Source organism: Bacillus sp. FSL W8-0848, from assembly GCF_038007805.1.
In the GTDB taxonomy this organism is placed as follows: Bacteria; Bacillota; Bacilli; order Bacillales; family Bacillaceae; genus Bacillus; species Bacillus glycinifermentans.
The window spans coordinates 2,366,805-2,392,207 of record NZ_JBBOYB010000001.1; the positions used below are offsets into that span (position 1 = coordinate 2,366,805).

Annotated in this window: 25 protein-coding genes and 3 pseudogenes; 6 read left to right on the forward strand and 22 right to left on the reverse strand. The window is 42.9% G+C overall.

From position 1 onward, the window contains the following. Positions 1-133 precede the first annotated feature (133 nt). The 19 genes and pseudogenes from hxlB to NSQ39_RS12455 form a co-directional block, all read right to left on the reverse strand. Positions 134-691, reverse strand: a complete 558-nt coding sequence (gene hxlB / locus NSQ39_RS12365; protein ID WP_046131566.1) for a 6-phospho-3-hexuloisomerase — start codon at positions 689-691, stop codon at positions 134-136. Next, a complete protein-coding gene (gene hxlA / locus NSQ39_RS12370) occupies positions 688-1,320 on the reverse strand; it encodes a 3-hexulose-6-phosphate synthase (protein ID WP_046131565.1) in 633 nt (210 codons plus the stop codon). The genes hxlB and hxlA overlap by 4 nt, the downstream gene beginning before the upstream one ends. 192 nt (positions 1,321-1,512) lie before the next feature. Beyond that, positions 1,513-1,860 (reverse strand): winged helix-turn-helix transcriptional regulator, encoded by a 348-nt coding sequence (locus tag NSQ39_RS12375; protein WP_046131564.1) that lies wholly within the window; start codon positions 1,858-1,860, stop codon positions 1,513-1,515. A 410-nt stretch (positions 1,861-2,270) separates the two neighbouring features. Beyond that, entirely contained in the window at positions 2,271-3,683 is a 1,413-nt protein-coding gene (locus NSQ39_RS12380; RefSeq protein WP_046131563.1) for an MBL fold metallo-hydrolase, read from the reverse strand. Between the two features lie 105 nt (positions 3,684-3,788). Then, complete coding sequence (locus NSQ39_RS12385) at positions 3,789-4,988, reverse strand: FAD/NAD(P)-binding oxidoreductase (protein ID WP_341015169.1); 1,200 nt, start codon at positions 4,986-4,988, stop codon at positions 3,789-3,791. Positions 4,989-5,141: 153 nt separating this feature from the next. After that, on the reverse strand, positions 5,142-5,786 hold the full coding sequence (locus NSQ39_RS12390; protein WP_341015171.1) for a response regulator transcription factor: 645 nt from the start codon (positions 5,784-5,786) through the stop codon (positions 5,142-5,144). Further along, a complete protein-coding gene (locus NSQ39_RS12395) occupies positions 5,761-6,852 on the reverse strand; it encodes a PAS domain-containing sensor histidine kinase (RefSeq protein ID WP_341015175.1) in 1,092 nt (363 codons plus the stop codon). Before NSQ39_RS12395 ends, NSQ39_RS12390 begins: the two co-directional genes overlap by 26 nt. Positions 6,853-6,870: 18 nt before the next feature. Beyond that, positions 6,871-7,206, reverse strand: coding sequence for a thioredoxin family protein (locus tag NSQ39_RS12400; RefSeq protein WP_341015179.1), 336 nt, complete (start codon positions 7,204-7,206; stop codon positions 6,871-6,873). A gap of 36 nt (positions 7,207-7,242) precedes the next feature. Then, positions 7,243-8,028, reverse strand: coding sequence for a sulfite exporter TauE/SafE family protein (locus tag NSQ39_RS12405; protein ID WP_175076574.1), 786 nt, complete (start codon positions 8,026-8,028; stop codon positions 7,243-7,245). A 55-nt stretch (positions 8,029-8,083) separates the two neighbouring features. Further along, entirely contained in the window at positions 8,084-8,311 is a 228-nt protein-coding gene (locus NSQ39_RS12410; protein ID WP_046131557.1) for a sulfurtransferase TusA family protein, read from the reverse strand. A 30-nt stretch (positions 8,312-8,341) separates the two neighbouring features. Beyond that, on the reverse strand, positions 8,342-9,472 hold the full coding sequence (locus NSQ39_RS12415; RefSeq protein WP_175076573.1) for an MBL fold metallo-hydrolase: 1,131 nt from the start codon (positions 9,470-9,472) through the stop codon (positions 8,342-8,344). A gap of 13 nt (positions 9,473-9,485) precedes the next feature. Then, complete coding sequence (locus NSQ39_RS12420) at positions 9,486-9,881, reverse strand: DsrE/DsrF/DrsH-like family protein (protein ID WP_046131555.1); 396 nt, start codon at positions 9,879-9,881, stop codon at positions 9,486-9,488. 25 nt (positions 9,882-9,906) lie between these two features. Continuing rightward, the gene (locus NSQ39_RS12425) at positions 9,907-10,479 is read right to left on the reverse strand and encodes a sulfurtransferase TusA family protein (protein WP_046131554.1); all 573 of its coding nucleotides are present in this window, start codon (positions 10,477-10,479) and stop codon (positions 9,907-9,909) included. Positions 10,480-10,657: 178 nt separating this feature from the next. Beyond that, the gene (locus NSQ39_RS12430) at positions 10,658-11,140 is read right to left on the reverse strand and encodes a DsrE/DsrF/DrsH-like family protein (protein WP_046131602.1); all 483 of its coding nucleotides are present in this window, start codon (positions 11,138-11,140) and stop codon (positions 10,658-10,660) included. A 172-nt stretch (positions 11,141-11,312) separates the two neighbouring features. Further along, positions 11,313-11,573 carry a metal-sensitive transcriptional regulator gene (locus NSQ39_RS12435; protein WP_046131553.1) on the reverse strand — a complete coding sequence of 87 codons (261 nt, stop codon included), beginning with the start codon at positions 11,571-11,573 and terminating at the stop codon, positions 11,313-11,315. Between the two features lie 493 nt (positions 11,574-12,066). Then, positions 12,067-12,663, reverse strand: a complete 597-nt coding sequence (locus NSQ39_RS12440) for a class I SAM-dependent methyltransferase (RefSeq protein WP_175076572.1) — start codon at positions 12,661-12,663, stop codon at positions 12,067-12,069. Positions 12,664-12,698: 35 nt separating this feature from the next. After that, positions 12,699-13,406 carry a DNA alkylation repair protein gene (locus tag NSQ39_RS12445; protein ID WP_175076571.1) on the reverse strand — a complete coding sequence of 236 codons (708 nt, stop codon included), beginning with the start codon at positions 13,404-13,406 and terminating at the stop codon, positions 12,699-12,701. Positions 13,407-13,748: 342 nt separating this feature from the next. Further along, positions 13,749-14,005: pseudogene (locus NSQ39_RS12450) on the reverse strand (L,D-transpeptidase family protein); the annotation flags it as partial. 3 nt (positions 14,006-14,008) lie between these two features. Further along, positions 14,009-14,098, reverse strand: a pseudogene (locus tag NSQ39_RS12455) (winged helix-turn-helix transcriptional regulator); the annotation flags it as partial. 283 nt (positions 14,099-14,381) lie between these two features. Here NSQ39_RS12455 and desE point away from each other — a divergent pair. From desE to desR, 3 genes are all read left to right on the forward strand, one after another. Continuing rightward, on the forward strand, positions 14,382-15,440 hold the full coding sequence (desE, locus tag NSQ39_RS12460) for a fatty acid desaturase DesE (protein ID WP_175076570.1): 1,059 nt from the start codon (positions 14,382-14,384) through the stop codon (positions 15,438-15,440). Positions 15,441-15,560: 120 nt separating this feature from the next. Beyond that, a complete protein-coding gene (locus tag NSQ39_RS12465; protein ID WP_175076569.1) occupies positions 15,561-16,673 on the forward strand; it encodes a sensor histidine kinase in 1,113 nt (370 codons plus the stop codon). A 19-nt stretch (positions 16,674-16,692) separates the two neighbouring features. Then, on the forward strand, positions 16,693-17,292 hold the full coding sequence (gene desR / locus NSQ39_RS12470; RefSeq protein WP_020452333.1) for a two-component system response regulator DesR: 600 nt from the start codon (positions 16,693-16,695) through the stop codon (positions 17,290-17,292). 73 nt (positions 17,293-17,365) lie between these two features. On the opposite strand, the gene NSQ39_RS12475 is transcribed toward desR, so the two are convergent. Next, complete coding sequence (locus NSQ39_RS12475) at positions 17,366-18,415, reverse strand: NAD(P)/FAD-dependent oxidoreductase (protein ID WP_175076568.1); 1,050 nt, start codon at positions 18,413-18,415, stop codon at positions 17,366-17,368. A 593-nt stretch (positions 18,416-19,008) separates the two neighbouring features. Between NSQ39_RS12475 and NSQ39_RS12480 the strand changes: the two genes are divergently transcribed. Together NSQ39_RS12480 and NSQ39_RS12485 are read left to right on the forward strand one after the other, a co-directional pair. Further along, positions 19,009-20,037 carry a helix-turn-helix transcriptional regulator gene (locus NSQ39_RS12480; RefSeq protein ID WP_175076567.1) on the forward strand — a complete coding sequence of 343 codons (1,029 nt, stop codon included), beginning with the start codon at positions 19,009-19,011 and terminating at the stop codon, positions 20,035-20,037. 38 nt (positions 20,038-20,075) lie between these two features. After that, positions 20,076-20,870, forward strand: a complete 795-nt coding sequence (locus NSQ39_RS12485; protein ID WP_175076566.1) for an SDR family NAD(P)-dependent oxidoreductase — start codon at positions 20,076-20,078, stop codon at positions 20,868-20,870. Positions 20,871-21,146: 276 nt separating this feature from the next. On the opposite strand, the pseudogene NSQ39_RS12490 reads toward NSQ39_RS12485, so the two are convergent. Then, positions 21,147-22,307: pseudogene (locus NSQ39_RS12490) on the reverse strand (acid phosphatase); the annotation flags it as partial. Between the two features lie 715 nt (positions 22,308-23,022). Then, complete coding sequence (locus tag NSQ39_RS12495; protein ID WP_175076564.1) at positions 23,023-23,412, reverse strand: tautomerase family protein; 390 nt, start codon at positions 23,410-23,412, stop codon at positions 23,023-23,025. Between the two features lie 325 nt (positions 23,413-23,737). Between NSQ39_RS12495 and NSQ39_RS12500 the strand changes: the two genes are divergently transcribed. Continuing rightward, a protein-coding gene (locus NSQ39_RS12500; RefSeq protein WP_341015208.1) for an IS3 family transposase occupies positions 23,738-25,293 on the forward strand; the annotation gives its coding sequence in 2 pieces (ribosomal slippage) (positions 23,738-24,395 and positions 24,395-25,293; 1,557 coding nt in all). Positions 25,294-25,403 lie beyond the last annotated feature (110 nt).

A 25,403-nucleotide genomic window follows, 5' to 3' on the forward strand; every position in this document is an offset into this window, starting at 1 on the left:
CTTGTAAAGACGACAGTTTGGAGAAGTAATGTTTCATATTAGCCATTTCTTAATGTATACTGAATTACACCTTCACAGAAAAAAGGCGCAACATCCCTTATGAAATTTGCGCCTTTTCTTTACTAATACATATCTATTCAAGATTTGCATGATTCCCATACATGTGCTGAGTATTCAGCCCTTTCATCTCCATCATTCGCAATATGGCGGCATCGTAAAACAGTAAAAGAGTTTGTTCAAAAAGCGACCCCATTGGTTGAATGGTCTGTTTATCGCTTGCCGCTGTATCTTTCGGTGAACCGGGCAGCTGCACGATATAATCAGATACTTCAGCTATTGGTGAGTCCGGAGTAATTGTAACTGCTGCTACGGCACCTCCGATATCTTTTGCCTTTTTCGCCATGTGAAGCAAACTTTCGGTTTTTCCTGATCCTGTGCCTACGATAAGCAAGTCTTTCTCTGTAAATGAAGGTGTTACTGTTTCTCCAGTAACATACGCATGAATACCCATGTGCATTAATCTCATAGCAAATGACTTCCCCATGAAACCAGAACGGCCTGCACCGGAAACAAACACTTTTTCTGAAGATAAAATACTGGATATTAAATTCTCTATTCCTTCCTCTTGAATACGAGAAGTTGCATGATTCAGTTCTGCGATGATCGCTTGTAAATAATCATAAGTCGTCATGATTGTTGAATCATCTGCTTCATTTCTGCGGCTGCTGCCGCTTTATCATCTTGATTTGCAATACCGCCGCCAACGATAATCAAATCAGGGTTTAATTTAACGACTGCGGGCAATGTGTCCAGCTTAATACCGCCTGCAATAGCCGTTTTTGAGTTTTTTACTACATTCTTAATTGTCATTAAGTCTTCAAATGAATTTTGGCCAATGGCTTGAAGATCATAGCCCGTATGCACGCAAATATAATCCACACCAAATTCATCTAATTCCTTGGCGCGCGCTTTAATATCTTTAATCCCAATCATATCCACCAAGATTTCTTTGCCTTGAGCTTTTGCCTCTTCTACAGCGCCTTTAATAGACATGTCTTCAGCAGCTCCTAAAATGGTAATGATATCGGCTCCTGCTTCTGAGGCTTTCATTACTTCATACCCGGCCGCATCCATAATTTTAAGGTCTGCCAGCACTTTCAAATTCGGGAAAGCATCTTTCACCTCTTTTACTGCACGGAGTCCTTCATTTATCACAACCGGCGTACCGATTTCTACAATGTCAATGTATTCTTCTACTTCTTTTACCACCTTGATGGCTTCCGGTATATTGACTAAATCTAATGCTAACTGTAATTCCAATTATAAGTCACCCCTGTTTTTAAATTATCAATATGAATTCCGCGGATGATTCTCTTGATATTTCTCTTACAAGACGAGTATAGCAAGAGGGATGACACCTTTATAGTACGCACTTTTTTTTACATACTATACTTTTACTCATATGGTATAGAAAAAGATACTGTTTCCAAAACAGTATCTCAAGCCAACCATCTATTTATCATCTTTAAAAAAATTAGTTTCTATATAATTTTTACCCCACTCATACATAGCCTCAATTATAGGCATTAAACTTTCTCCTTGTTTTGTAAGAGAATATTCAACCTTTGGGGGAACAACCGGATATACTTCCCTATGTACAATATGATCTTCTTCTAATTCACGCAGCTGATTCACCAGCATTCTTTGAGTAATGCCGGGCATCAGAGCTTTCAGTTCCCCAAACCTTTTCGTACCTTCTTTTCCCAGAAACCACAATATCAGCATTTTCCACTTTCCTCCGATAATGTTGAGCGTTAACTCTTTTTCGCAATTAAATGTTTTATTTTCCATCCGTGACATTTGATCACTCCTTATCTAACTTGCAGTAAATTAAAATATAATTTTCATGATAAACCATGACATAATTGTAAAAAGATTTTATCTAATTAATCAATCATGGTGCTTTTTAATTGGCATGACTAAGAAATTATTTAAAGTTGCGGCAAAAGATTTGAAATGCCCATCCTCAGGCGGCCGCTTCGGACCTGGCTTGAAATCAAAGAGAAACATCAGGGCGGGGTTATGATCCCGGAGTGAGAAGCGTTTGCCGATGAAGATGTTTCATGCGTTTTATCGGGCGGAGAAGAAGGGAAAATAATATCGGTAAAGAGGCCGGGAGGATGAGAATTTCGGCCTCTTTCATCTTTTTCTAGAATAACGCTTTAATAGAATTCCATGCACTTGATTAAAGCTCAAATGGCTGACCCTTGTCACACGATCGCAAGCCCGGCTTTCTGCCACTGAACAATGCCGCCGCTCAAGCTCAATACCTGTTTGAAACCGCCGTCAGCTTGCAGGATGCTGGCTCCAATGGCGGACCGGGCTCCGGAACGGCATTGCACAAGGATCGGACAGTCTCTTTTAATTTCATCCAGCCGTTCCGGGAGCGTCCCCAGCATGATGTGCTGCGCATTCGGAATGTGACCTTCCTGCCATTCAGTCAGATTGCGGACATCAAGGACGTGCACGAATCCGTCTTCCACCAATTTAGCAATATCCAATGGTGTTATCTCCGTGTATGATTCAAGTTCAAAAGCGCCGCTTTCCAGGATTTTGCCGCTGTCCATAAACCCTGCCACATTGTCAATGCCTACAGAGCGCAGCGCTTCCAGGAGTTCGTTCACTTTATCCGGATTCGTTATGAAGGACACAGGACGATTGTAGTCAATGAGCCAGCCTGCCCAGTTCGTAAACGCCTTGTTGAATGGAATGTTGATCGTGCCTTTGATATGCCCTTCAGCAAATTCCCGGGAAGGGCGGGTATCCACAATTTGCCCTTTTTTCTGTAAATCTTTCACCTGCTCAATTGAAGCGATCTCTGGAACAGCAGACAGATCTTTAAGCAACGCTGGGCCTTCTTTATTCACGCGTTTCATCACGGCAAAATATTTTGGCGGTTCTGGCTGTCCATCAAGCAAAGCTTTTACGAATTCCTCTTCATCGGTGCAAGCCATTGCCCAGTTAAACAGCTTTTCGTAGCCGACAGTCGAAGTCGGAATCGCTCCCAATGCCTTGCCGCAAGCGCTGCCTGCGCCATGTGCCGGCCAGACCTGCATGTAATCCGGGAGTTGTTTAAACTTCATGAGGGACTTGAACATCTCTCTTGCCCCCGATTCTGACGTTCCCTTGATCCCAGCCGCTTTTTCCAGCAAGTCGGGTCTGCCGATGTCGCCTACAAAGACGAAATCTCCCGTAAAGATGCCGATTGGACGATCAGCATTTCCTCCGCGGTCCGTCAACAGGAAAGAAATGCTTTCCGGGGTATGGCCGGGGGTATGCATCACCTCAAACATCAGGTTTCCGACGGAAAAGCGATCACCGTCTTTCACAAGTTGATGTTTCAATCCATCAATATATTGATATTTCCAATCTGCATCGCCCTCATCGGAAAGATACAGCTTCGCTTGGTGTGTCACGCCGAGTTCGCGGGCACCGGAAACAAAATCGGCGTGAATATGGGTTTCTGCGGCTGCTGTGATGTGCAGCCCTTCATCTTCGGCTGCTTGTAAATATGGCTTTAGATTGCGGCCGGGATCAATGATAATTGCCTCCCCTGTTTTTTGGCAGCCGACCAGATAGGATGCATGGGCCAGCTTTTCATCGTAAAAGTAGCGCAACAACATGTTGTATTCCTCCCCTTGAATCATCATTTATTTTAAGAAAACTGTTTTGGAATCCTGCATCATGCACATCATCCAAATACACTTGCCGTTACCTTTTGTCCTCTCTTACATCAGTCCTTTTAACATGCCATTCCAATAAATGACGGGAAGCAATCTTCTTTTTAACAGGTACATGCTGAATCGTTCTTTGGACTGATCAAATGGAAACGTTTCTTGCGGCTCCTTGTGATAGTCAAACTCGGCCAGCACGAGTTTGTTGTAGCCTGTAACCAAGGGGCATGAGGTATATCCATCGTACCTTGCATCTAATGAAGATCCTTTTATCAGGGACATCAGATTTTGCACCAAAACCGGAGCCTGTTTGCGAATCGCCGCCCCTGTTTTGGACGTCGGCAGGTTAGAACAGTCTCCAATTCCGAAAACATTGGCAAACTTTTTGTGCTGCAAAGTGTACGGATCAACATCGACCCATCCGCCGGCATCCGCCAATGCGCTTTCTTTTATAAATAGAGGCGCTTTCATCGGCGGAGTCACATGAAGAAGATCGTATGTTAATACTTCCTGTTCCCCCGTCTCCAGATTCTCGAACAAGGCTTCTTTTGAATCAGGCCGAATTTCGATCAGGTTTCTTTTGTACATCGTTTGGATGCCCTTGCGCTGGACGACTTTTTCGAGCGCATTTGCATATTTGGGGACATCAAAAATGATTGATTTCGCCGATGCAAAAATAATCTCCGACTGATTGCGGACATTTGACTTACGGAAATAGTCGTCTGCTAAGTACATAATTTTCTGTGGAGCTCCCCCGCATTTCACGGGAGAATCCGGATGAGTGAAAATGGCGGTTCCGCCTTTAAAGTTGCGGATGTTTTCCCAAGTGCTGTCTACCGTATGGTATGAGTAGTTGCTGCAAACCCCGTTTTTTCCGACCGCATCTTTCAAGCCTTTGACCCCGTCCCAATCGATTTGCAAACCGGCTGCTGCAACGAGATAATCATAGGAAACGATCATTCCTTGTTTTGTAAGGAGTGTGTTCTGATCCGGCCGAAACTCCGTTACAGCATCGCCGATCAAGTCAACCCCGGCAGGAATCAGGGAAGCCAGATCGCGCTCCGACTCTTCCTTCTTCGCTGCCCCGCCTCCAACTAATGTCCACAAAGGCTGGTAGTAGTGCTTTGTTTGCGGGTCAATGATGGCAATCTGTCCTTTGAGTTTTTTAGAAGCCCGGACGAGACGGGCGGCTACAGAGATGCCGGCAGTTCCAGCTCCAACAATGACAACGGAATAACGAACTTGTTTTGCCATAGTCAACCCCCTTATGCTTTTAGAAAGTTGATGTTTTACGTAAAGATGCGTATCACTGTTTTTAAGGTAACACCGATCTCCCTTTTTCTATATAGGGGAACTCCCCTACTTTTATATGAGCCCCGTCTTCCCAAGCTGACAAAAGGCAGTCTGTTACAACGCCAGATCCAGATATTTGTTTTTAATCGCATATTGGATCAATTCGTGTTTCGAGTCCAGCTCTAACTTTTGCATGATATTCGTTTTGTGGTTTTCCACGGTTTTGACGCTGATCGAGAGTTTATCGGCAATCTCCTTATTGGCATAACCCAGCACAATGAGTCTGACAATCTCCTTTTCGCGAACAGTTAAAACAGAAGGCGGCTTTTTGGACTCTGAATTCAGCCATTGTTTAATGATGTCTTGCGATACAGATGTCTTGTAAAAGAGTTTTCCTCTGTACACCTCGACAATCGCCTGATAAAGCAACTGATAATCGCTGTTTTTCAAGACGTACCCATGGGCCCCTACCTCGATCGCTTTATGGACAAAAATTTCCTCATCATGTATTGTCAAAATCACGATTTTAACAGATGGGTTTAACTTTCGGATCTCACTGCTCGCTGTGAATCCATCCAATCCATTTGGCATCGACAAATCCATCAGCACTACATCCGGTTTCAACTGACCGGTCTTGAGGACGGCTTCGTTGCCATTGTGGCTTTCTCCAACAATATCGATTTCAGAAAAACCTTCCAAAAGCACGCGAATTCCCTTGCGAATCATCATGTGGTCATCGACCAGCAATACCCTGATCACTCTCCTTCCCCTCCTTATACTGTACTTTCACTTTAATAGACGTACCTCTCTGAAGTGCGGAGTGAATACGAAGACTTCCTTCCATCTGATCGACTCTCTCTTTCATATGTTTGAATCCCAGACCTTCCTCTGTCAGCTCGCGCTCAAAACCGATGCCATTGTCCTGAATCATTAAAACGAGTTCACCGCCTTCTTTGTACAGTATGACTTCAATAAGTGTCGCCTGCGAATATTTCAGGGCGTTATGCAGCGCTTCCTGGATCACGCGGTACAAATTGATTTCCAAAATCGGCAGCAAGCGATTGCTGACATTGCTTGAGGCAAACGTAATAGAAACATCCTTATGATTCTTGTTTAAGCTGGAAACAAGGTGCTTGACAGTAGGGATCAGTCCCAGTTGATCGAGACTATGCGGACGCAGCTGGAGAGAATAGAGTTTGACGTCTTGTATCGCTTTTTCCAGTTCATCGATGATTTCCTGCATGTATTCTTTAAATTTATCTTCCTGCTTCATGCGCGATTGAATCGCTTGAATGCCTACTGAAACCGAATAAAGCGATTGCCCTACGCCATCGTGCAGTTCCTGGGCCAACCGCTTGTGTTCGTTCTCCTGGGCTTCTAACGTTTTTTGCAGAACCAGCTTGGAGATCCTTGCTTCCTCTTCCTTTTTCTTCATCGTTAAATCCTTCAGGACCAAAAGGACTTCCTTTTGATCACCGTTTTCATAAATGACAGCCGTACTCATCTCCATATCGACGAATCGCCCCTCATAAGTGGGCATCGAGGAAAGAAAATAAGGAATTTCCCGCTTGGCCAGCAAATAACAACGCTCTTCTCCCGCTTCCAGTTTTCTCGTTTGGCAGTAGGAACAGTACGGAACCCTGCCCCCTACTTTCCATCCCGTCATCTTCTCTGCGGACGGATTCATCACCAGAATTCTGCGTTCCTGATCCATCATGATGATTCCATCCTGCAAATGGTCGAAGATCTGCCTTAAATAGCCGCTTTCCATTGACTTTCCTTCTTCTTTATACCGTTCAAAAAAAGTTGGGTTTTGACACATCATGGCCCCTCCCTTAGCTATCTATTCCTCGTACAATCGATAGACCCTCTTTAGCTTCTGTTCAAACTGTTCAAAATGAACAAAACGCGCTTCTCTTAGAAATTCGGTTCCCTCAATAAACAAAAGAAGTACAGGAACTGTGAAGACTGAAAACCTGCCTGCAACCTCCTCCACTATATCAGCATCGATGTGTCCCAATTTGATCTTCGGAAATTGAGCGAGCAGTGCTCTAAGCTGCGGCAGAACAGCGTGGCATACTGTGCATTGAGGCCTTGATATATATATAAAACTTAATTTATGATCGTTTACGAATTTTTCAATTGAAATCATTGAAGTTAACTCTATAACCTCTTTCATCCAATTCCTCCTTCAAAACCGATAATTTAGAAAACCTTAAACATTAATGAAGATATCAAACCAAATTTTCACGGTTGTAATCAAAATAACGAATATCAGAATACCTTGAAGAACTTTAGCATTCACCCTCTTGCCAATTAAAACACCTATCGGGGATGCCACTAGGCTGGCAGCTATTATAACCAAAGCCGGCATAATAGGAACATGTCCAATGATGAGCTTTGCGGCTGTTGTTCCAATCGATGAAATAAATGTAACTGCGAGTGATGTCGCGATTGTGGTTCGTGTAGGGATTTTTAAAACGACTAACATTAGCGGAACAAGCAGAAAAGCGCCGCCGGCACCGACAATGCCTGAAGCCAAGCCGACTGCGAAAGTGATTACCGAGGTTAATATCTTTAGAAAACGAACGTGATCACTTTGATGACCTTCTGTACCTGTCTTTGGAATAAACATCATGACTGCGGCGATTATCGCCAATATTCCGTAAACCAAGTTTATGACATCTTCAGAGAAAAAATGTGACCCATAACCGCCGATTATACTTCCCATTAAAATACTTAATCCCATAATGGTGATAAGTTCTTTATTTAAGTAACCGCCTTTCCGGTAAGCCCATACACCGGAAAACGTTGCAAAAAAAACCTGGACTGCCACAATACCCGAAACCTGGTAAGCATTAAAGCCTGTAAATCCAAATAACACAGGTATGTATAATAACAAAGGGTAATTAATAATGGCTCCCCCAACACCAAGCATCCCGGACATAAAAGAACCAACTAATCCGATTAAAAATAGTAGAAGAATAAAAGATATGCCCACTAACTTTCCTCCTTTCCGTCAATTAAAAGGGGGAATAGCCCCCCCTTTATCACATTTAACCTTTTTTAATCCAAAACTTTAATACGCCATCTTCTTCTGTATCTTTAAGCAACTCATGACCGCCTGAATTAGCCCATGCTGTTAGATCGCTTTTTGCCCCTTTATCAGTGGCATGTACTTCTAACACTTCTCCGGATTGCAATTCATCAATAGCTTTTTTTGTTTTTACAATCGGCATTGGGCATGCGAATCCTTTAGCATCTATTATTTTATTTGATTTCATTTTTTATCTCTCCTATCTTCAAATCTATGTTCATCCATGAACCGCGCAGCGGTTTGGGCCAATTTCCATCTCACTTTGCCTGTCAGTCTCAGGCGTTATTTTTCCCATGTTGGTTTGACGGATTTCCTGATATGCATGTGGCTGTGGCGGCAGGTTTTCTGATACAGCACCTCTGAATTCATTTTCATCCATATTTAAACCGCCATTCTTTTTGTATAAATCACCCAGCTTAGCCTGAACATGCCCTTGATCGCCTAATTCGCCGACTTTCGCAAAGTGAGCCGGAAGAACAATCAGGTCATCTGATATCTGTTTGTACTTTTCATATAAAGTGTTACGCAAATCCTCTGCCCAATCCCCGGCTTTTCCAGCCAAGTCCGGCCGGCCAATCGATTCTACAAATAAAATATCTCCTGTTAACAAATAGCGGCCATTAACAATTAAAGAGGTGCTTCCAATCGTATGGCCTGGTGAATAGATAGGCTCTACTTTTATACATTCCTTTCCTGCAGAAACAACTTTACCTTCAGCTAACGGTTCATACGAAAATTGCACTTCCTCTGCATCTTTTGGCGGTAGATGGTATGCAGATCCTGTGCGCTCACGCAGTAAACGTCCGCCGGAAATATGATCAGCATGTAAATGTGTATCAATCACGTGTTTAATCGTAACGTTTTTCTCTTTTGCAAAATCTGTATATGCATCAACAGTACGAGCAGGGTCAACTACAATTGCTTCCCCGTCAGACTCGATAAAATAGGATAAACAGCCTTTCCCCATTCTTACGAATTGATAGATAGAGCCTCCTCCTTCCAAGTCTCCGATTTTTACCGGGTGTAACCATTCACTCCACGCTTTCATACCGCCTTTAAGCACAAAAACTCTTTCAAAGCCGGCATCTGCTAAATGCTGTGCAACCATCTCTGAAGACCCTTGTTTGGCACAGACCACTAGAATATCCTGATCTCTTGGAACTTGGTCTGCAATTTTATCTATACCATCGATTAAATCAAAATACGGAACATTTAAATGTTCAACCCGGCTGCCCTCGATTTTCCAATCGCTGAAGGCATCTTTATTTCGTACATCTAAAATAAAAAATGATTCTTGATTTAATACCTTTTCCGTTACTTCTTTTGGTGAAATGAATGTAAAATTCACTTCTAAAACCCCCTTAGAATGTCAGAGTCATATTGGCATCAGAAGCATAATGAACGAAGCTTGCTGCACCGCCAACTTCAATCCCGTCTACAAATTGGTCTTTGTCCAGATTCATCACATCCATCGTCATTTGACACGCTATGATTTTCACACCCAGCTCCTGAGCCATTGAAAGCAATTCAGGAATCGATGGTGCGTTCTCCTTTGCAAAGCCTTCTTGAATATGTTCACGGCCTTCCGGAACAGGAAGATTCTTATGGGCTTCCTTATGGATTAAATTCAGTCCTTCAAACGTAAAGAAAATCCCTACTTCAGCATCGCTTGCTGCTGCGGCCGCAGCAATATTAAACACCTTATAAGCATCAAATAAACTCCCGTTACTTGCGATAATCGCAACTTTTACAGCCATTCAAATCATTCCTCCAATGTTTATTTTATTGATCTTTTTCAACAGGACCTGACCACTCCGCCATACCTTGCAAAACATTTTCTACATTTCCAAAACCATTTTCTGCAAGTTTTTTGGCAGCTAGATCACTTCGATTACCTGTGCGGCAAACGACATAAATTTTCCCGTCTCTATTCAGTTCGTTTGCTCTTTTTTCGAGTTCACCCAACGGAATTGAAATCGCTCCGGGAATATGGCCGGAATTGTATTCTGCGGGTTCCCGGACATCTACCACTGTTATATGCTCTTTCGCTTCTACCTTTTTTTGAAGCTCTTCGTTTTGGATTGTATAAGGAAACTTTTTTTCTTCCTTTATATCAGAGTTACTGGCTTTGCGAAGATAATGTTTTAATATATCTCTGTCCTCTGTTGTACCGAGATACTGGTGACCGCTTCCCTTTGCCCATGCCTGTATATCAGCGAGAGACCCTTTATCAGTAGCCTGTACTTCTATGACTTGCCCGGGTTCTAACTCATTCATCGCCTTCTTTGTTTTTACGATGGGCATTGGACAAGCAAGCCCTTTTGCATCTAACACGCGATCAGTTTTGATGTTCATCAGTCATCCCTCCATGTTCATTTTCTGTTTTATCACTGTTCCATTTCATTATGTTCTCTCATACTAAATGATATTTACATCGTCACCATTCTTTAGTAGCTCGAGATGCTTCAGCAGCTGCCGATCATTTATTTTTCTGTCCATTCTCTCTCCCTTTCAGATGGTCTTACCTAAAAAGTTATATAAATAAGTTGACTTTTGCTTCATTGGCATCCCCGAGATAAGCTACAACTCCTGCATAATCAAGGCCATCGATCAGTTCTTCTTTTTGCAAGCCTAACAAGTCCATCGTCATTGTACAGGCAACAAGCTTAACTCCCTGTTCCTGCGCCATTGCAATAAGCTGAGGCAGAGACAGCGCACCATGCTTTTTCATGACATGTTTGATCATTTTAGGACCCATACCGGCAAAATTCATTTTAGATAAGCCAAATTTCTCCGGCCCCCGGGGCATCATGAAACCAAATGCTCTTTCAAGCAGCCCTTTCTTTACTGGTACCGGTTCATCTTTTCTTAAAGCGTTAAGCCCCCAAAATGTATGAAAAATTGTTACCTCGTGATCATAGGCTAGAGCGCCATTTGCAATAATAAAAGCAGCAATAGCTTTATCTAAGTCGCCACTGAATAATACAATCGTCGTTTTCTCTTTTTGGTCTGACATGTATGTCATCTCTCCCCCTCTAATATACATATACCTGTATTGGTATAAAACAACACAAAAAAATATAGGTTTCTACCGATTATACCTACAGGGGTATAATAGCAGGCAAAAAATTTTCGCTTTATACTCTAAAGGCAGTACAGAGGCTGCTTCATAAACAGCCATCTATTCATTATCTGCTTTTCACCAATAAATTGACCGCTTCTTGAATAAGGTCTTCTGTATCTTCTCCTCTTTCGATTTGAAGGCGAACGCATTTCTCCAAATTACTGCTGACAACTACACCGATGGCCCGATCTAATGCAGAACGCACCGCTGACATTTGGCTTACGAGCTCTTTGCACTCTTTTCCTTCATCCATCATTTTTAATATTCCTCGAACTTGACCCTCAATTCGTTTTATCCTGTTTTTTAATTGATCATCGTATTCCATCAGATAACCTCCCATTTTCTTATGATGATAACATATCCTTTTTATCAACTTTTTCGCAAAACCGTTACTACGCAGAGATGAACTGTCCTGCTTTTCTGTCACATGACTTTTTGTACAGACAAGCTTTATCCTAATGGAATATCACCCGCCTAATACATATACCCCTATGTGTATAATACTGGACTGCTGAGGATAAATCAAATTTTAAGCTCCTGTAAATAAAGGGAAGTATAATAAGCGCTCCTTTAAAATCAAGTAATACAACGATATATTGATGTCAGAGAAAAAAGAAGTCATCGCCTGCCGCCTCGGCATTGATTAAAGAAAAAGCGCAGTGCAAAATCGCGAAGAAGCTTGGGATTTCGCGGAGCTATGTGTCGCAGATCGCTGATAGATGTTTCATGAGTTTTACCATCCGGAGAAGGAGCAGTGATGCAGAAGAAGCCGGATCTCATTTTCCGGCTTCCTCTATTTCATTTTTTTAAAAAAGAAATCACTTTATGCTGCTGGATATAAACATTGAGGCATCTTGATTCATAAAAATGCGATGACCGTGATAGAATGTCTTCATTTCAGTTGATTTAAATCCAACATCGGATAATCTTTTTTTCAATTCTTCGTGCGAAAAACCGTTATGAACTTTCGGATGTTGAATTTTATTGTTTTTGTCAAAATCAATAATCATGAGCTTACCGCCATTATTTAAAATGCCGAACAATTTCTGTAAAATTTTATTCGTATCCGGAATATGAAGAAGGACGAGTGACATTAAAACAATATCTGCCTTCAGTTCAGGAGTTTCTTGGGTAAAATCTGAATAAAGCACTTTTGCGTTGGCAATTCCTTTGCGGGAAATTTTCGCTTTTGCCACCTCCAACATTTGTTTTGATGAATCTACCAACAAAATAGAATTTACTAAATCTGATAATTCTAAACTAATTAGACCAGTACCACTCCCATAGTCAATTAAAGATTTTGATTGACTATTCCGCAATTCCGGCCTTACTTCATTCACGATCACTTTGGCTAATTCAATTCTCTCATCTGTATCATATCGTTTTGCCATCTGCTCAAAAACGTTATTTTCCATATGCCACTCCTTTAGAAGTTTCACTGCAAATGATGCTAACACCTTACATATTTTCGTTTGAAACCAAGACGGCCTCTATCAATATCCATTTGAATATTTTTGGAAGCATTCAGGATACTGCTTTTTTTCTTGCCCCGCCTGAGTTCGACTGGGCCTACTGCTTTTGCGGTTTCAACCGCCTTTTCATGGAGCGGTAAATATGAAATCCCGACTGTGTAGATAAAATGATTCATAGCCGATTTTGTTCGATCTGGAGAATCTTGAATCGTATGTTCCACCTGATCAAGCATACTGGCAATTTTGGTCACACCAAACTCATCGTCCGATCGATTACCCAAAAGCCAGCAGTAACAGCTCCAGCCTGCCGACATTCTAAGTTCTTCACCGCTTGAGATCCATTTATCTGCAACAGCTTGCGCAAAATCGGTTTCTGCCAAAGTTACTGCAACAACATAATCAGACAGCATATAAAAATACGCAGTATCGATCCAACGCTCAAAATCCGCCTCAGTCATTGTCATTGGGTCAGCAATAATGCCGGCAAAATACATGGCATCGTAGTTCCCGGTAGCGTAAAGCTGCTCCGCCAAGGGCTGATTTTTCTTGATTTTCTTTGCGAGCGGCTTCATTTTGCCTGTCGCCACGCCAAAAAGCGGTTCGTGTGCACCATTCGTTATGTATCTTTTTTTCATGTTTTCCGTACCCAGCGCTTCCAGTTCCTTCATAACCGTTTCAAGATTCATGCTTTCACTTCCTCATAAACATTTCTTTATCATTATCATACTTTTTCACTTCATCTAATCATTTCAAATCAACTTCATTTGTTTTTAATGCTCTCCATAAACGGCTGAAAGCTAGGGTTTTGCGTTCGCGGTTTTTCTTTTGTTTCCTAAGTCTAATGAAAACTAAATTTCCTCTGCACTTCATACATATCATTTATGTTTATTATATGAAACAAGCAGAAAGGGGTTGTTTTTGACCGCTTTTCCTCTTCATGCATCAAATTCGAATGCCGCCGATATTTGCAAAAAGAAGACTCTTAAAAAAAAAAGAGTCTTCTAACTTGATAAATAAAACGAGCCAAATCAGCTGATGACTACTTTTGTTTTTTCAGGTATGTTTTCATAAATCCATTTTGCATCTGGAATCGCAAGCCTGATGCATCCATGGGAAGCTTTTTTTCATAATTTTTTGCTTCCTTTTCAATGACTTTTTTATCTTTGTTGAATGGTACGCTATGAAATAAGAATTCACCATGATTTTCCCATGAAACCCAATACTCTGCACCTTCCCGATATTTTGGGGAGAAAAACCACTCACCTCGTTCAGGCTCTACATAATAAGCTTTCAATTCCCCAAACCTTTTCGTACCTTCTTTTCCCAGAAACCACAAAATCAGCATTTTCCACTTTCCTCAGATAATGTTGAGCGTCAACTCCTTATCTAAATGACTAAAATATGATAATCAATTACATTTTTGTAAAAAAACTTTGTTTAATTAATCAATCATCGCGCTTTTACAACTTCCTTTATTCACCATCTTATCATGCAGATTTACCCCATCATGACATTGTCAATCTTCTTATGCTTGTTCAATCAATTCGAGTTAAGGAAACATGACAAGTGTCATGTATGGAGCATGATGCGTGCTACTACAAAGACATCTCTCTGTGGCGTAAACTTAACTTAAGACCCATTTATGAGAGGATAACTTTACTATGACTGAACAAACTATTGCACATAAACAAAAACAGTTAACAAAACAGGTTGCAGCGTTTGCCCAGCCTGATACCAAAAACAGTCTGATTCAGCTCTTCAATACGTTTATTCCTTTTTTCGGACTGTGGTTTCTTGCCTATTTAAGCCTCAATGTCTCCTATTTCCTCACTTTAGGAATAACGGTGATTGCCGCAGGGTTTTTGACGAGAATTTTCATTATTTTTCACGACTGCTGCCATCTATCCTTTTTCAAACAAAAGCGCCATAACCATATTCTCGGCTTTTTGACAGGCGTTCTGACATTATTTCCTTATCTTCAATGGCAGCACAGCCATTCGATTCATCATGCGACAAGCAGCAACCTGGATAAACGCGGAACAGGCGATATCTGGCTGCTGACGGTAAACGAATATAAAGCCGCACCTCTCTACACAAAAATCGCATACAGGCTTTACAGAAATCCGTTTATCATGTTTATTCTCGGACCGATTTATGTCTTTCTGATCACAAACCGCTTTAACAAAAAAGGTGCAAGACGGAAGGAACGTCTGAACACATACCTTACCAACCTTGCAATTGCGGCATTGGCTGCTGTCTGCTGCCTGATCTTTGGCTGGCAATCGTTTTTGCTCGTACAGGGTCCGATCTTTCTGATCTCAGGTTCGATCGGCGTTTGGCTGTTTTATGTTCAGCATACATTTGAAGATTCTTATTTTGAAGCAGATGAAAATTGGAGCTACGTTCAGGCCGCTGTGGAAGGAAGTTCATTTTATAAACTTCCGAAACTGCTTCAATGGCTTACAGGCAATATCGGGTACCACCACGTTCACCATCTGAGTCCAAAGGTGCCTAACTATAAACTTGAAACCGCACATGAACAGCATGAACCATTAAAAAACGTCCCGACCATCACTTTAAAAACAAGCCTGCAATCACTCGCGTTCCGGCTTTGGGATGAAGAAAAAAAGCAATTTGTAACCTTTCGTGACATGAAACAAACATCATCCCATCTTTCGCCGGATTCAACGGGAAATCAGAAGCTGCGGAAGAACGCCTGACGATGAGGAGGTCTTCTTATATCAACAAGAAGACTTCCTTTTTATTGTCCAATGATGCAATCCGGCTCCAGCAATGGTAAAGTTACTCTAAAGATGAAAAGCTGAAAATGAGGTTATATCATGGTCAAAAAGCATTTTACATTTCAAAAACTTAACGGGATCTCGCCGTATATATGGACGATATTTTTCATCCTTCCCTTCTACTTTATCATGCAATCATCATCTACACTTGTAATCGTCGTCGGCATCATTTTGACACTTTTATTTTTTGCGGTATACAGATTTGCTTTTGTCTCAAAAGGCTGGGACGTTTATTTGTGGGCGCTTATTTTAATCGGCATTTCAACCGCTTCGATTATGCTGTTCAGCTATATTTATTTTGCTTTTTTTATCGCATATTTTATAGGGAACATAAAAAAACGAGCCCCATTTCACATTTTATATTACGTCCATTTAATAAGCGCAGCTGTCGCTGCCAACTTCAGTCTCGTGTTAAAAAAGGAATTTTTTCTGACACAAATTCCGTTTGTGGTCATCACCCTTATCAGTGCGATTTTATTACCGTTCAGTATCAGAAGCCGCAAGGAGCGCGAACGCCTGGAAGAAAAGCTCGAGTATGCTAATGAACAGATTGCCAATTTGGTAAAATTAGAAGAACGGCAGCGGATTGCCCGCGACCTCCACGATACACTTGGACAGAAGCTGTCTCTTATCGGTTTAAAAAGCGACTTGGCGAGAAAATTAATTTACAAAGATCCCGATCAAGCCGCGCGTGAACTGAAAAGCGTTCAGCAAACTGCGAGAACTTCTTTAAATGAAGTCAGAAAAATCGTATCCTCCATGAAAGGAATCCGGCTCAAGGATGAAATCATGAACATCAAACAAATTCTTGAAGCAGCCGACATTGCATTTATCTATGAAGAAGATAAATTGCCGGAAAATATCTCATTGCTTAATGAAAACATATTGAGCATGTGCTTAAAGGAAGCTGTCACTAATGTCGTCAAACACAGTCAGGCTAAGACCTGCCGCGTTGACATCCAACAGTTCTGGAAAGAAGTTGTCATTACAGTGACTGATGATGGAACGTTTCAAGGGGAAGAGAAGTACTTTTCAAAAGGACACGGCTTGCTTGGCATGAGAGAACGGCTTGAATTTGCAAACGGAGGCCTTCACATTGATACAAAAAACGGCACCAAGCTTACCATGTCAATTCCTAATAACTCAAAATAAACAAAAAAGGATGGCTTACATGATTAGTATATTTATTGCAGAAGATCAACAGATGCTCTTGGGCGCTTTAGGATCGCTTCTGAATTTAGAAGATGATATGGAAGTCGTAGGCAAAGGCACAACCGGACAGGATGCCGTTGATTTCACAAAAAAACATCGGCCTGATGTATGCATTATGGACATTGAAATGCCGGGAAAGACGGGGCTTGAAGCTGCTGAGGAATTAAAGGATACAGGCTGCAACATTATTATCTTAACCACTTTTGCCCGCCCCGGCTACTTTCAGCGAGCCATTAAAGCAGGTGTTAAAGGCTATTTGTTAAAGGACAGCCCAAGCGAAGAGCTTGTGAGCGCCATCCGCAGCGTTATGAAAGGAAAGCGGATCTATGCGCCTGAATTGATGGAAGACATGTACAGTGAGGCCAACCCCCTCACAGATAGAGAAAAAGAAGTGCTCGAACTTGTGGCTGACGGAAAAAACACAAAAGAAATCGCCCAAGAACTCAGCATCAAAAGCGGAACCGTACGAAATTATATCTCAATGATTCTTGAAAAGCTTGAGGTGAAAAATCGGATCGAAGCCATTACCCGTTCAAAGGAAAAAGGCTGGTTTAAATAAAAAGAGGATCTTGTCATATCTCCAAGATCCTCTTGACGAATCAGCTGCTCCCACGGGCGAAAACATTCCTTTTCTACACGAACAACTTCTTCACAAGCTCGCGGTTGCGCTCTTTGAAAACCTCATTATGCGACGACACCATCGCACTCTTGTGCGCTTCGGGATCAATAAAGCGCTTGGCGCTGTTGACCGCGTTTGCCGCATCTTGAAATGCTCCGGCGATCAGGTGCAGCTTGCCTTCGTAATGCACAATATCCCCCGCCGCATACAGTCCGGGCACGGAAGACTGGCAGTTGGCTGTACCTGCAATATAATAGTCATCAACCCGGGTAATATCAAGCCGGCTGTTCTCCAGCAGTGAGGTGTCGCGTTCATATCCGTGGTTGATAACCACCTCGTCGACAGGCAGCTCCATCACTTCACCGGTTTGAGCGTTTGTGAGCTCGACCCGTTCGATCACCTCATGATCTTCAGAAGCGATCAACTTGGTAATCTGTGTATGGAAGAAGCAGCTCACCGAGCTGTTCAGAAGCTGATCAACCTGGGCCTCATGCCCGCTGAGCGCTTCTTTGCGGTAAGCGAGATAAACCTTCTTCGCTACAGGCTCGAGCTCGTTGGCCCAATCGACAGCCGAGTTGCCTCCGCCTGATACGATTACCGTTTTATCTTTAAAATGCTGCAGTGACTTGACCGTATAATTCAGGTTGGACACTTCAAAGCGTTCGGCCCCTTCAATCTGGAGCTTTTGCGGATTCAGGATGCCGCCGCCCACGGCAACAATGACCGTCCTGGAAAGATGCACGCCTGAGGCAGCCGTATGTAATTCAAATAGTCCTTCTTCATTGCGGGCAATCGACTCCACTTTTTCATTCAGCAGCACTTCGGGATGAAACGTTAATCCCTGCTGAACCATCTGTTCAATCAGCTTGGCTCCCGGAATCGGCGTTTGCCCTCCGACATCCCAAATCATTTTTTCCGGATATACGTGAACCTTTCCGCCCAGCATCGGCTGATATTCAATAATCTTTGTTTTCATCCCGCGCAGTCCGCTATAGAAGGCGGAATATAATCCGGCCGGTCCTCCGCCGATAATGGTCACATCAAATACTTCATTCCTGCTCATGGCTATTCACTCCCGGTATATATCATGCATGGCTTATCAAAAGTCCATATCTCCATGTCGTAAATGATTATCATTATCATTAAGTATACTTTAGACATCTTCATTTTTACAATCAATGATTAATAAAAAGTCACTTTCCGCTCATTTTCCAGTTACAGGGCCCGCAAAGCGAACGCCGGCTGCAGAGTGTAACGACGATTTATCTGCAAAGCGCGGGAAGGGAGAGGCTGGGCTGCAGGCCGCAGCCGGGCTGTTGATGCTCTATAAACCTTCGGATGCTTGTTGTGCGTCAAAACAGGCTTTTTCACTTTATCAGGTCTTCTGTAGCCCTGAGCGATTCTGCGTTTTTCTCACTCCTCTGCCATTTTGCCCTTGGTTTGCCGGCGATTCTGTCATCCTGATCTACCCCCTCGTATTATAATAGAGTGATCCGATTCCTCACGGACTCATCCGTCGTAATCGGCAAGTAAAATGTCGCGCTTTGCTAGTTACAAAAGCGGTATTGGATAGGTAAAGTAATAATTGCCCCGCTAAGCAGCAAGACGCAGGTCACAACCAACGAATTGTAGAAAGCCAAAGGAGAGCTCATATATATGACGTCACATACTCGCATTAAAATCCCGGCCGGATTTTGGGAAGGATTGCGTCAATTAGGGATTGCTGCCCATGACGTGGTTCGAAAAGCACAACTGCCGCTCACCATTGTGACTGAACCGGTTGTCACCGCCGCCCAATATTTTTCGATCTGGCAGGCGTATTCTGATCTCATTGATGACACTGCAAAAGGAATCATCAACCTTACGACCGCCTTTGATACAGCGCATTACCCTCCTCCCGTCTTAGCGACTTATCATGCTCGCGACTACCGCGACGCTCTAAAGCGGATGGCCCGGTACAAACAGCTGTGCCCTCCTGAAAGGTTGCATATTACCGAGGAAGGCGAGCACTGTACAATCGAACTGGATTGGTTGGATAGCGGGCAGTCCGGTCCGCCGATGCTTATCGGCATCACGCTGGCATTTCTTCTGGAGCTTGGACGCCGCGGCACAGGTCAACCTTTAACGGCCAGGCTCGTCGAATTTTCGCATCCGATGGGCGATGTAGAGGCGCTTGAAGCTTACTTCGGCTGCCGTATCCGGATCGGTGCAAATTGTAACCGGCTGACGCTGCACCGGGGAGACCTGGACCGCCCCTTTGCCTCGTACAACGAAGAGCTGCTGGAGATTCTGACACCTGCACTGGACCAATCGTTGGATGAGCAGCAGCGCAGCCTCTCAATCGCCGAGATGGTCAAGTGGATCATGAAACGCAGCCTTATGGGAGGACGCCCCGACGTTCGGACTGTTGCAAGCGAGCTGGGGATGAGCGAACGCACCTTGCAGCGCCGGCTTACTGACGAAGGCACAAGTTTCAAACATTTGTTGACACAAGTCAGGCATGAGCAGGCGCTGGAGTACTTGGCAGACCCCTCGCTCGATATTAAAGAAGTGGCCTTCATGATTGGGTATGAAGACCAGAACTCGTTCTACCGTGCCTTCCGCCTTTGGGAAGGGGATTCTCCTTCAAATTGGCGTACTGAACACTGCTTAGATACACACTCGGGAAAATTGACATTGTCTTAGGAAGCACTTTTTTAACATGATTAAAGGAGAAATGTATGATGGATATGGGATTAAACAATAAAACAGCTTTAGTTACAGGATCAACGAAAGGGATAGGTAAAGCAATTGCCATTGAACTTGCCAAAGAAGGCGTGAATGTCCTCATTAACGGGCGACATGAAGATGAGGTAGAACGAACTGTAAATGAACTAAAAACAGATTTCCCGGCTACCTCTCCTCAAAATGCTGCAGCTGATATTGTAGATATCGGGCAAAGAGAAGCTTTATTTAAAAAATACCCAAATATTGATATTTTAGTTAACAATATGGGTATCTATGAAATCATGCAATATGAGGACGTGGATGATGACGTCTGGGAAAAATACTTCCGCACGAACGTTCTTGCTGCAAATGGTTTATCTAAATTTTATTTGCCTAAAATGCTGAATAATGATTATGGCCGCATTATCTTTATCGCGAGTGAAGAGGCGATTATGCCTTCAGGTCAAATGCCGCAGTATTGTATGACAAAATCAATGCTTTTATCATTGTCCAAAAGCTTATCTAAATTAACAATAGGAACAGAAGTGACAGTCAATACGATCATGCCGGGACCAACGCTCTCCGAAAATGTGCAGCAAATCATTGAAGGTATGTACCCTAATGAAGAGATGGCTTTTTCAGAAAAAGAGAAAGAATTTATGACGGCAAACCTGCCCCAATCTGAAATACGGCGATTTATCAAGCCGTTTGAAATAGGCAGGCTTGCTGCATTTGTATGCAGTCCTTATGCATCCGCATTTAAAGGTTCTCCAATTCGTATGGATGGAGGGATGGTGCCGACTATTTTTTAATATTTTTCTGTTCACCATTATGTTCCAAGGCTAGCCCGGTATCGTTACGAGTATCAAGCTGGCGCCAATAAGCACCAGCTTGAAAAATACTCTTTATGGAGCGAATCCCCCGGCAACACCCCCTGCCACTTTCGGCTTCTGCTTTTTTAATCAGGGAGACGCAACCTAATTTTCAGCGACTTTTAATTGGATGCTGTTGGACTTATAGATCATCTTCACTTTGTACTTGCTTGGTAAACCCGAGGTCTCGATCGAAGAAAATGATCCGTGGCGCTTTCCGGAGGGAAGGCCGGTAGTCGCTAAAATCCAACGGCGCTGCGTTTTAGCAAGGTAAGGAAAACGTGTTTCAAGGAGGACTTCAGCTCCCTTGGGAACCGCTATTGGTTTAGCAGTTGATTTTATTTGACCAAATCCATACGTCAATCGCTGGGTATATTGTTTTTTATTCTTGTCATAATCGCTGAATCGATCTTCCGCTGTACCAGTTTGCGTTAACAACTTACTGTGAGCTTCATCATAAGCAGCCTTTTTCAGACTTTTATTGGCTGGATCAGATAGGATAGCAGCCGCCAATGCAGTTGCCATGACACGTCCTCCCATTACATCGAGCGGAGAATGCATACCGGCGGCAATGCGGTTATTCCCTAGTTCCGAAGCGCGGGTAAGCAGTTCCTGATAACGCTCAGGTATCGCATAAGCCATAGCAAAAGCGCTGAGATATGCGGCATTCGTATGTCCGCTGGGAAAACCTCCGTCTTTGCCCGGGTCGGGATTGATAACGGGAACAAGGGAAGGAACAATAATTGAATCGCTTTTCCAGCGAAATGGGCGAGGATAGTTAAAGTATCCCTTAGCCGGGTTCGTTGAAGAATATGTGCCGCGCAACGTATTGACCAAACTCACGATGCTGCCGAGACTAGAACTCGCGCTGCCTGAATTGGTTCCTTCATCATTGTATTTTTTTATCGCGGCATCTGCCGGGATACTGTTGATGGTAGTCGTCGCGCCTGCACGCTTCCGATATATATCAGTAAGCGGGCCAAGACCGTCAATCACACTGTAGCTCTGATTCCTGCGATCATCAAAATATGCAGCATTTTCCTCAGCGGAGGTACGGCGTTCAGCAATGTCAACAACTTTTTGAATGTTGGCATCCAACACGCTGCTGTTCAGTTTGGTCCCGCTATCCCAGGTACTCCCGCGAGTCCAAAGTTTACTAAATTCGGAAAGCACCCCGATCGCAGGATTGGAATTCACTGTCGTATGAGCAGCGCTGTTATTTTTGTAATGATCTACGAAATATCCTGAAGGCGGCGGCGGAGTTATTGTTTTTGCTTTAGTTGTAGTGCCCGCATAACATTCACTCAAGGAACATTGGAATAATGCCAGAGAAAACAAAGCCACTAATAAATGCTTCTTCATCCTTATTAATTTCATCTTTACGCCATATCTCCCTTACTCTTAATCCCATCTTATCTATGATCGTATCTTAAACTTGTTAATCTAATAGCGTTGTTTTATTAATGTTTTGTTTATATTTATAGGCGTCAAGCATGGAGCTGAAAAAAGTATCGGCGGCTTCGGTTTTGATTCAAAGAAAAAAATCGCGAAGGAGCTCTGATGTGAAGCGCGCTGATGAAGATGTTTTATGCGTTTTACCGCGGAGAAGAAGAAACGGAAGACAGTTAATGAATGCAAAAAGCTGCTGACTTCCGGTAGCAGCTCAAACAGGAACATCTATCTGTAGAAATCCATTATATTTCTTTTACAGATTCTGTTCATGGAAAGAACCAGGCATCAACGATATGCTGGATCATAAGGAATGGCCTTCATTTCATTAAAAATCTATAATAACATCCCTTGATCAGCTTCATTCTCTTTACGCCTGCACCCATCATATATTTTCTAGGTTTCACAGAGTCCAATCTCATTAAGGACTAGAACGTATTCTATAGATTTTCCGGGAGTAAAAAAAGCGCCCAGCAAGTAAACATAAATATAGAACCCTGAAATGCAGAGGGTTCTACTGACTGCTGTACATATATGCGGCAGTGTATCGTTCAACGCTTGCGGCGCTGTTAGAGGTCTGCGATAACCGCGATGCCGAATCCGCCGCAAGACGCATCTTTGGCATCACCGGTGTGTTGAAACCTTACAGCTTTCCAGTTAAAAACTGCGCCTCACCAAGCCCGAAACTCCAATCGGCATCACCATTTTCGGTAATGGACACCATTACATCTTCCGGGGAAATACCGCATTCCGCTTCAAGCTTTTCAGCCAGCAAGGCATACAATTTCTCTTTTTGGCTCTTCGTTCTTGTTTTACTGGTGATACTGATCACAACCAAATCCTTGGATCTATTAAATCCCAAGCCTGTATCTTGGATAATAAGCTCATTCGCCGGGTGCTGATGAACAATTTGATAGCGGTCTCTCTCCGGAACGTTAAATGCTTCCACCATCGCATTGTGAGCGGCATCTAGCAATGTTTTTAATGCTTTTTCATCACGGCCTTCTATTAGATCGAAACGTAATAATGGCATGCTGTTTACTTTCTCCTTAATAGTTTTGTTAACAAAATCAAGGTCAGGTTCTATCCGCCCCTGATCCATTGTTTCGATTTTGTATCACACCGATAGATCAAAAATGATGTCTGCTGACTTGATAAAAACATAACACATAACCAAAATATAATCAACAATTAGTCATCCCGTTAGAACCAGTGCAAAATATGCAAGTTCTAAAATCGTTTGACTATAATTGATTGGGGCGCTGGTATATAAATAATAGTTGATCAGAAAATGATATGCTCCCCTAAAGGTAGACAGATGAAATAAAAAAATCTGTTTGCCTTGGGGGAGTTTTTTCATGGCTGGAAAATGGTTTTCAAAAAAGGAAAAATTGAATATTCTATCAGAATGTGATCAGGAGAATAATTCGGTGAATGAGATCGCAGAAAAATATGACATTCATGCCGAAACAATTCGTGAATGGAGAACATCGCATGATATGGCGGGTGTGGAGAGTTTGGAACGTTCAAAGCGCCATAAGTTCTATCCCGCAGAATTAAAATACAATGCCGTGAAAGACTTCTTATCCGGACGCTACTCTCAAAGAGAAATCTCGAGAAAATATAAGATTTCCAGTAAATCCGTGCTCATGAAGTGGGTCGAGCTTTATAATGGTCATAAAACGTTAAAAGACAGTGGGAGAGGAAGGAATCGTTTAATGACCAAACGGAAGAATGTTTCTTTGGAAGAACGGATTAAGATTGCGAAGGATTGCCTAGCCCACGGAAAAGATTACGCCAGATCGATGGAGATTCATCAAGTTTCCTATCAACAGGTGTATCAATGGGTGAAAAAGTATCAAGAAGGTGGAGAAGAAGCCTTAAAAGATACACGGGGAAAACGCAAAACCGAAGAAGAACTGACACCTGAAGAAAAAATTCAACGGGAAAACAAACGGCTGGAACAGGAAAATGAGCGTTTGCGTGCAGAGAATGCGTTCTTAAAAAAGTTGGAAGAGATCAAAAGGAGGCGGTTCTGAGTCAGAGTCGGTACGAAGATCGATATCTCGCCATTTTAGAGCTGAATCGAAAAGAAAGTTTCTCTGTTCAAATGTTATGTGAGATTGCCGAAGTTTCGCGCCAAGGGTATTACAAATGGAAAAAACGCGTACCTTCAGCGAGAGAAAAACAGAATGAAAAGATTATCGCCGAGATGACGCTTCTTCATGAACAAATTGGCGGTATCTACGGATACCGCAGAATGACCTTAAACATGAAGCGCCGCTTTAAAGAGCGCCTCAATCATAAGCGCATCTATCGGCTGATGAAAATCGCCAAGCTAGAGTGTGTCATTCGGCGGAAGAAAAAACGTTACGGCAAAGCGACGCCTCAACATGTGTCCGAAAACATCCTGAATCGAGAGTTTAAAGCGGACAAACCAAATCAAAAATGGGTGACCGATGTGACGGAGCTAAAATACGGCCATCGGAAAGCGTACCTCAGTGCCATTCTAGATCTTCATGAGGGAATGGTCGTGTCTTATGTGCTGGGGAAGTCCAATAATAACGCCCTTGTGTTTAAAACCTTGAACCAAGCGCTTGAGGCAGCCCCAAACGCACGTCCTCTCCTTCACAGCGACAGAGGTTTTCAATACACGTCCCACCAGTTTAGAAGGATGATTGAAAACGCAAATATGACACAGAGTATGTCCCGCGTCGGCCGCTGTATTGATAACGGCCCCATTGAGTCGTTTTGGGGGAAATTAAAATGCGAGAAATACAGACGGAATTCGTACGAGACATTTGAGGCACTTCAAAGCGCAATTGATGAATATATCCACTTTTACAACCACGATCGTCTACAAGAAAAACTAAACGGCCTCAGCCCGGTGGAATACAGGGCTAAAGCCGTCTAGTGTGTTTGAGTTATTTCCACTGTCTACTTGACAGGGTGCAGTTCACTTGAATTCCGGCCTTTTTTCTTTCGCTATTTCTTTTTGACGGCAATTGTGACATTGTTGCCGGA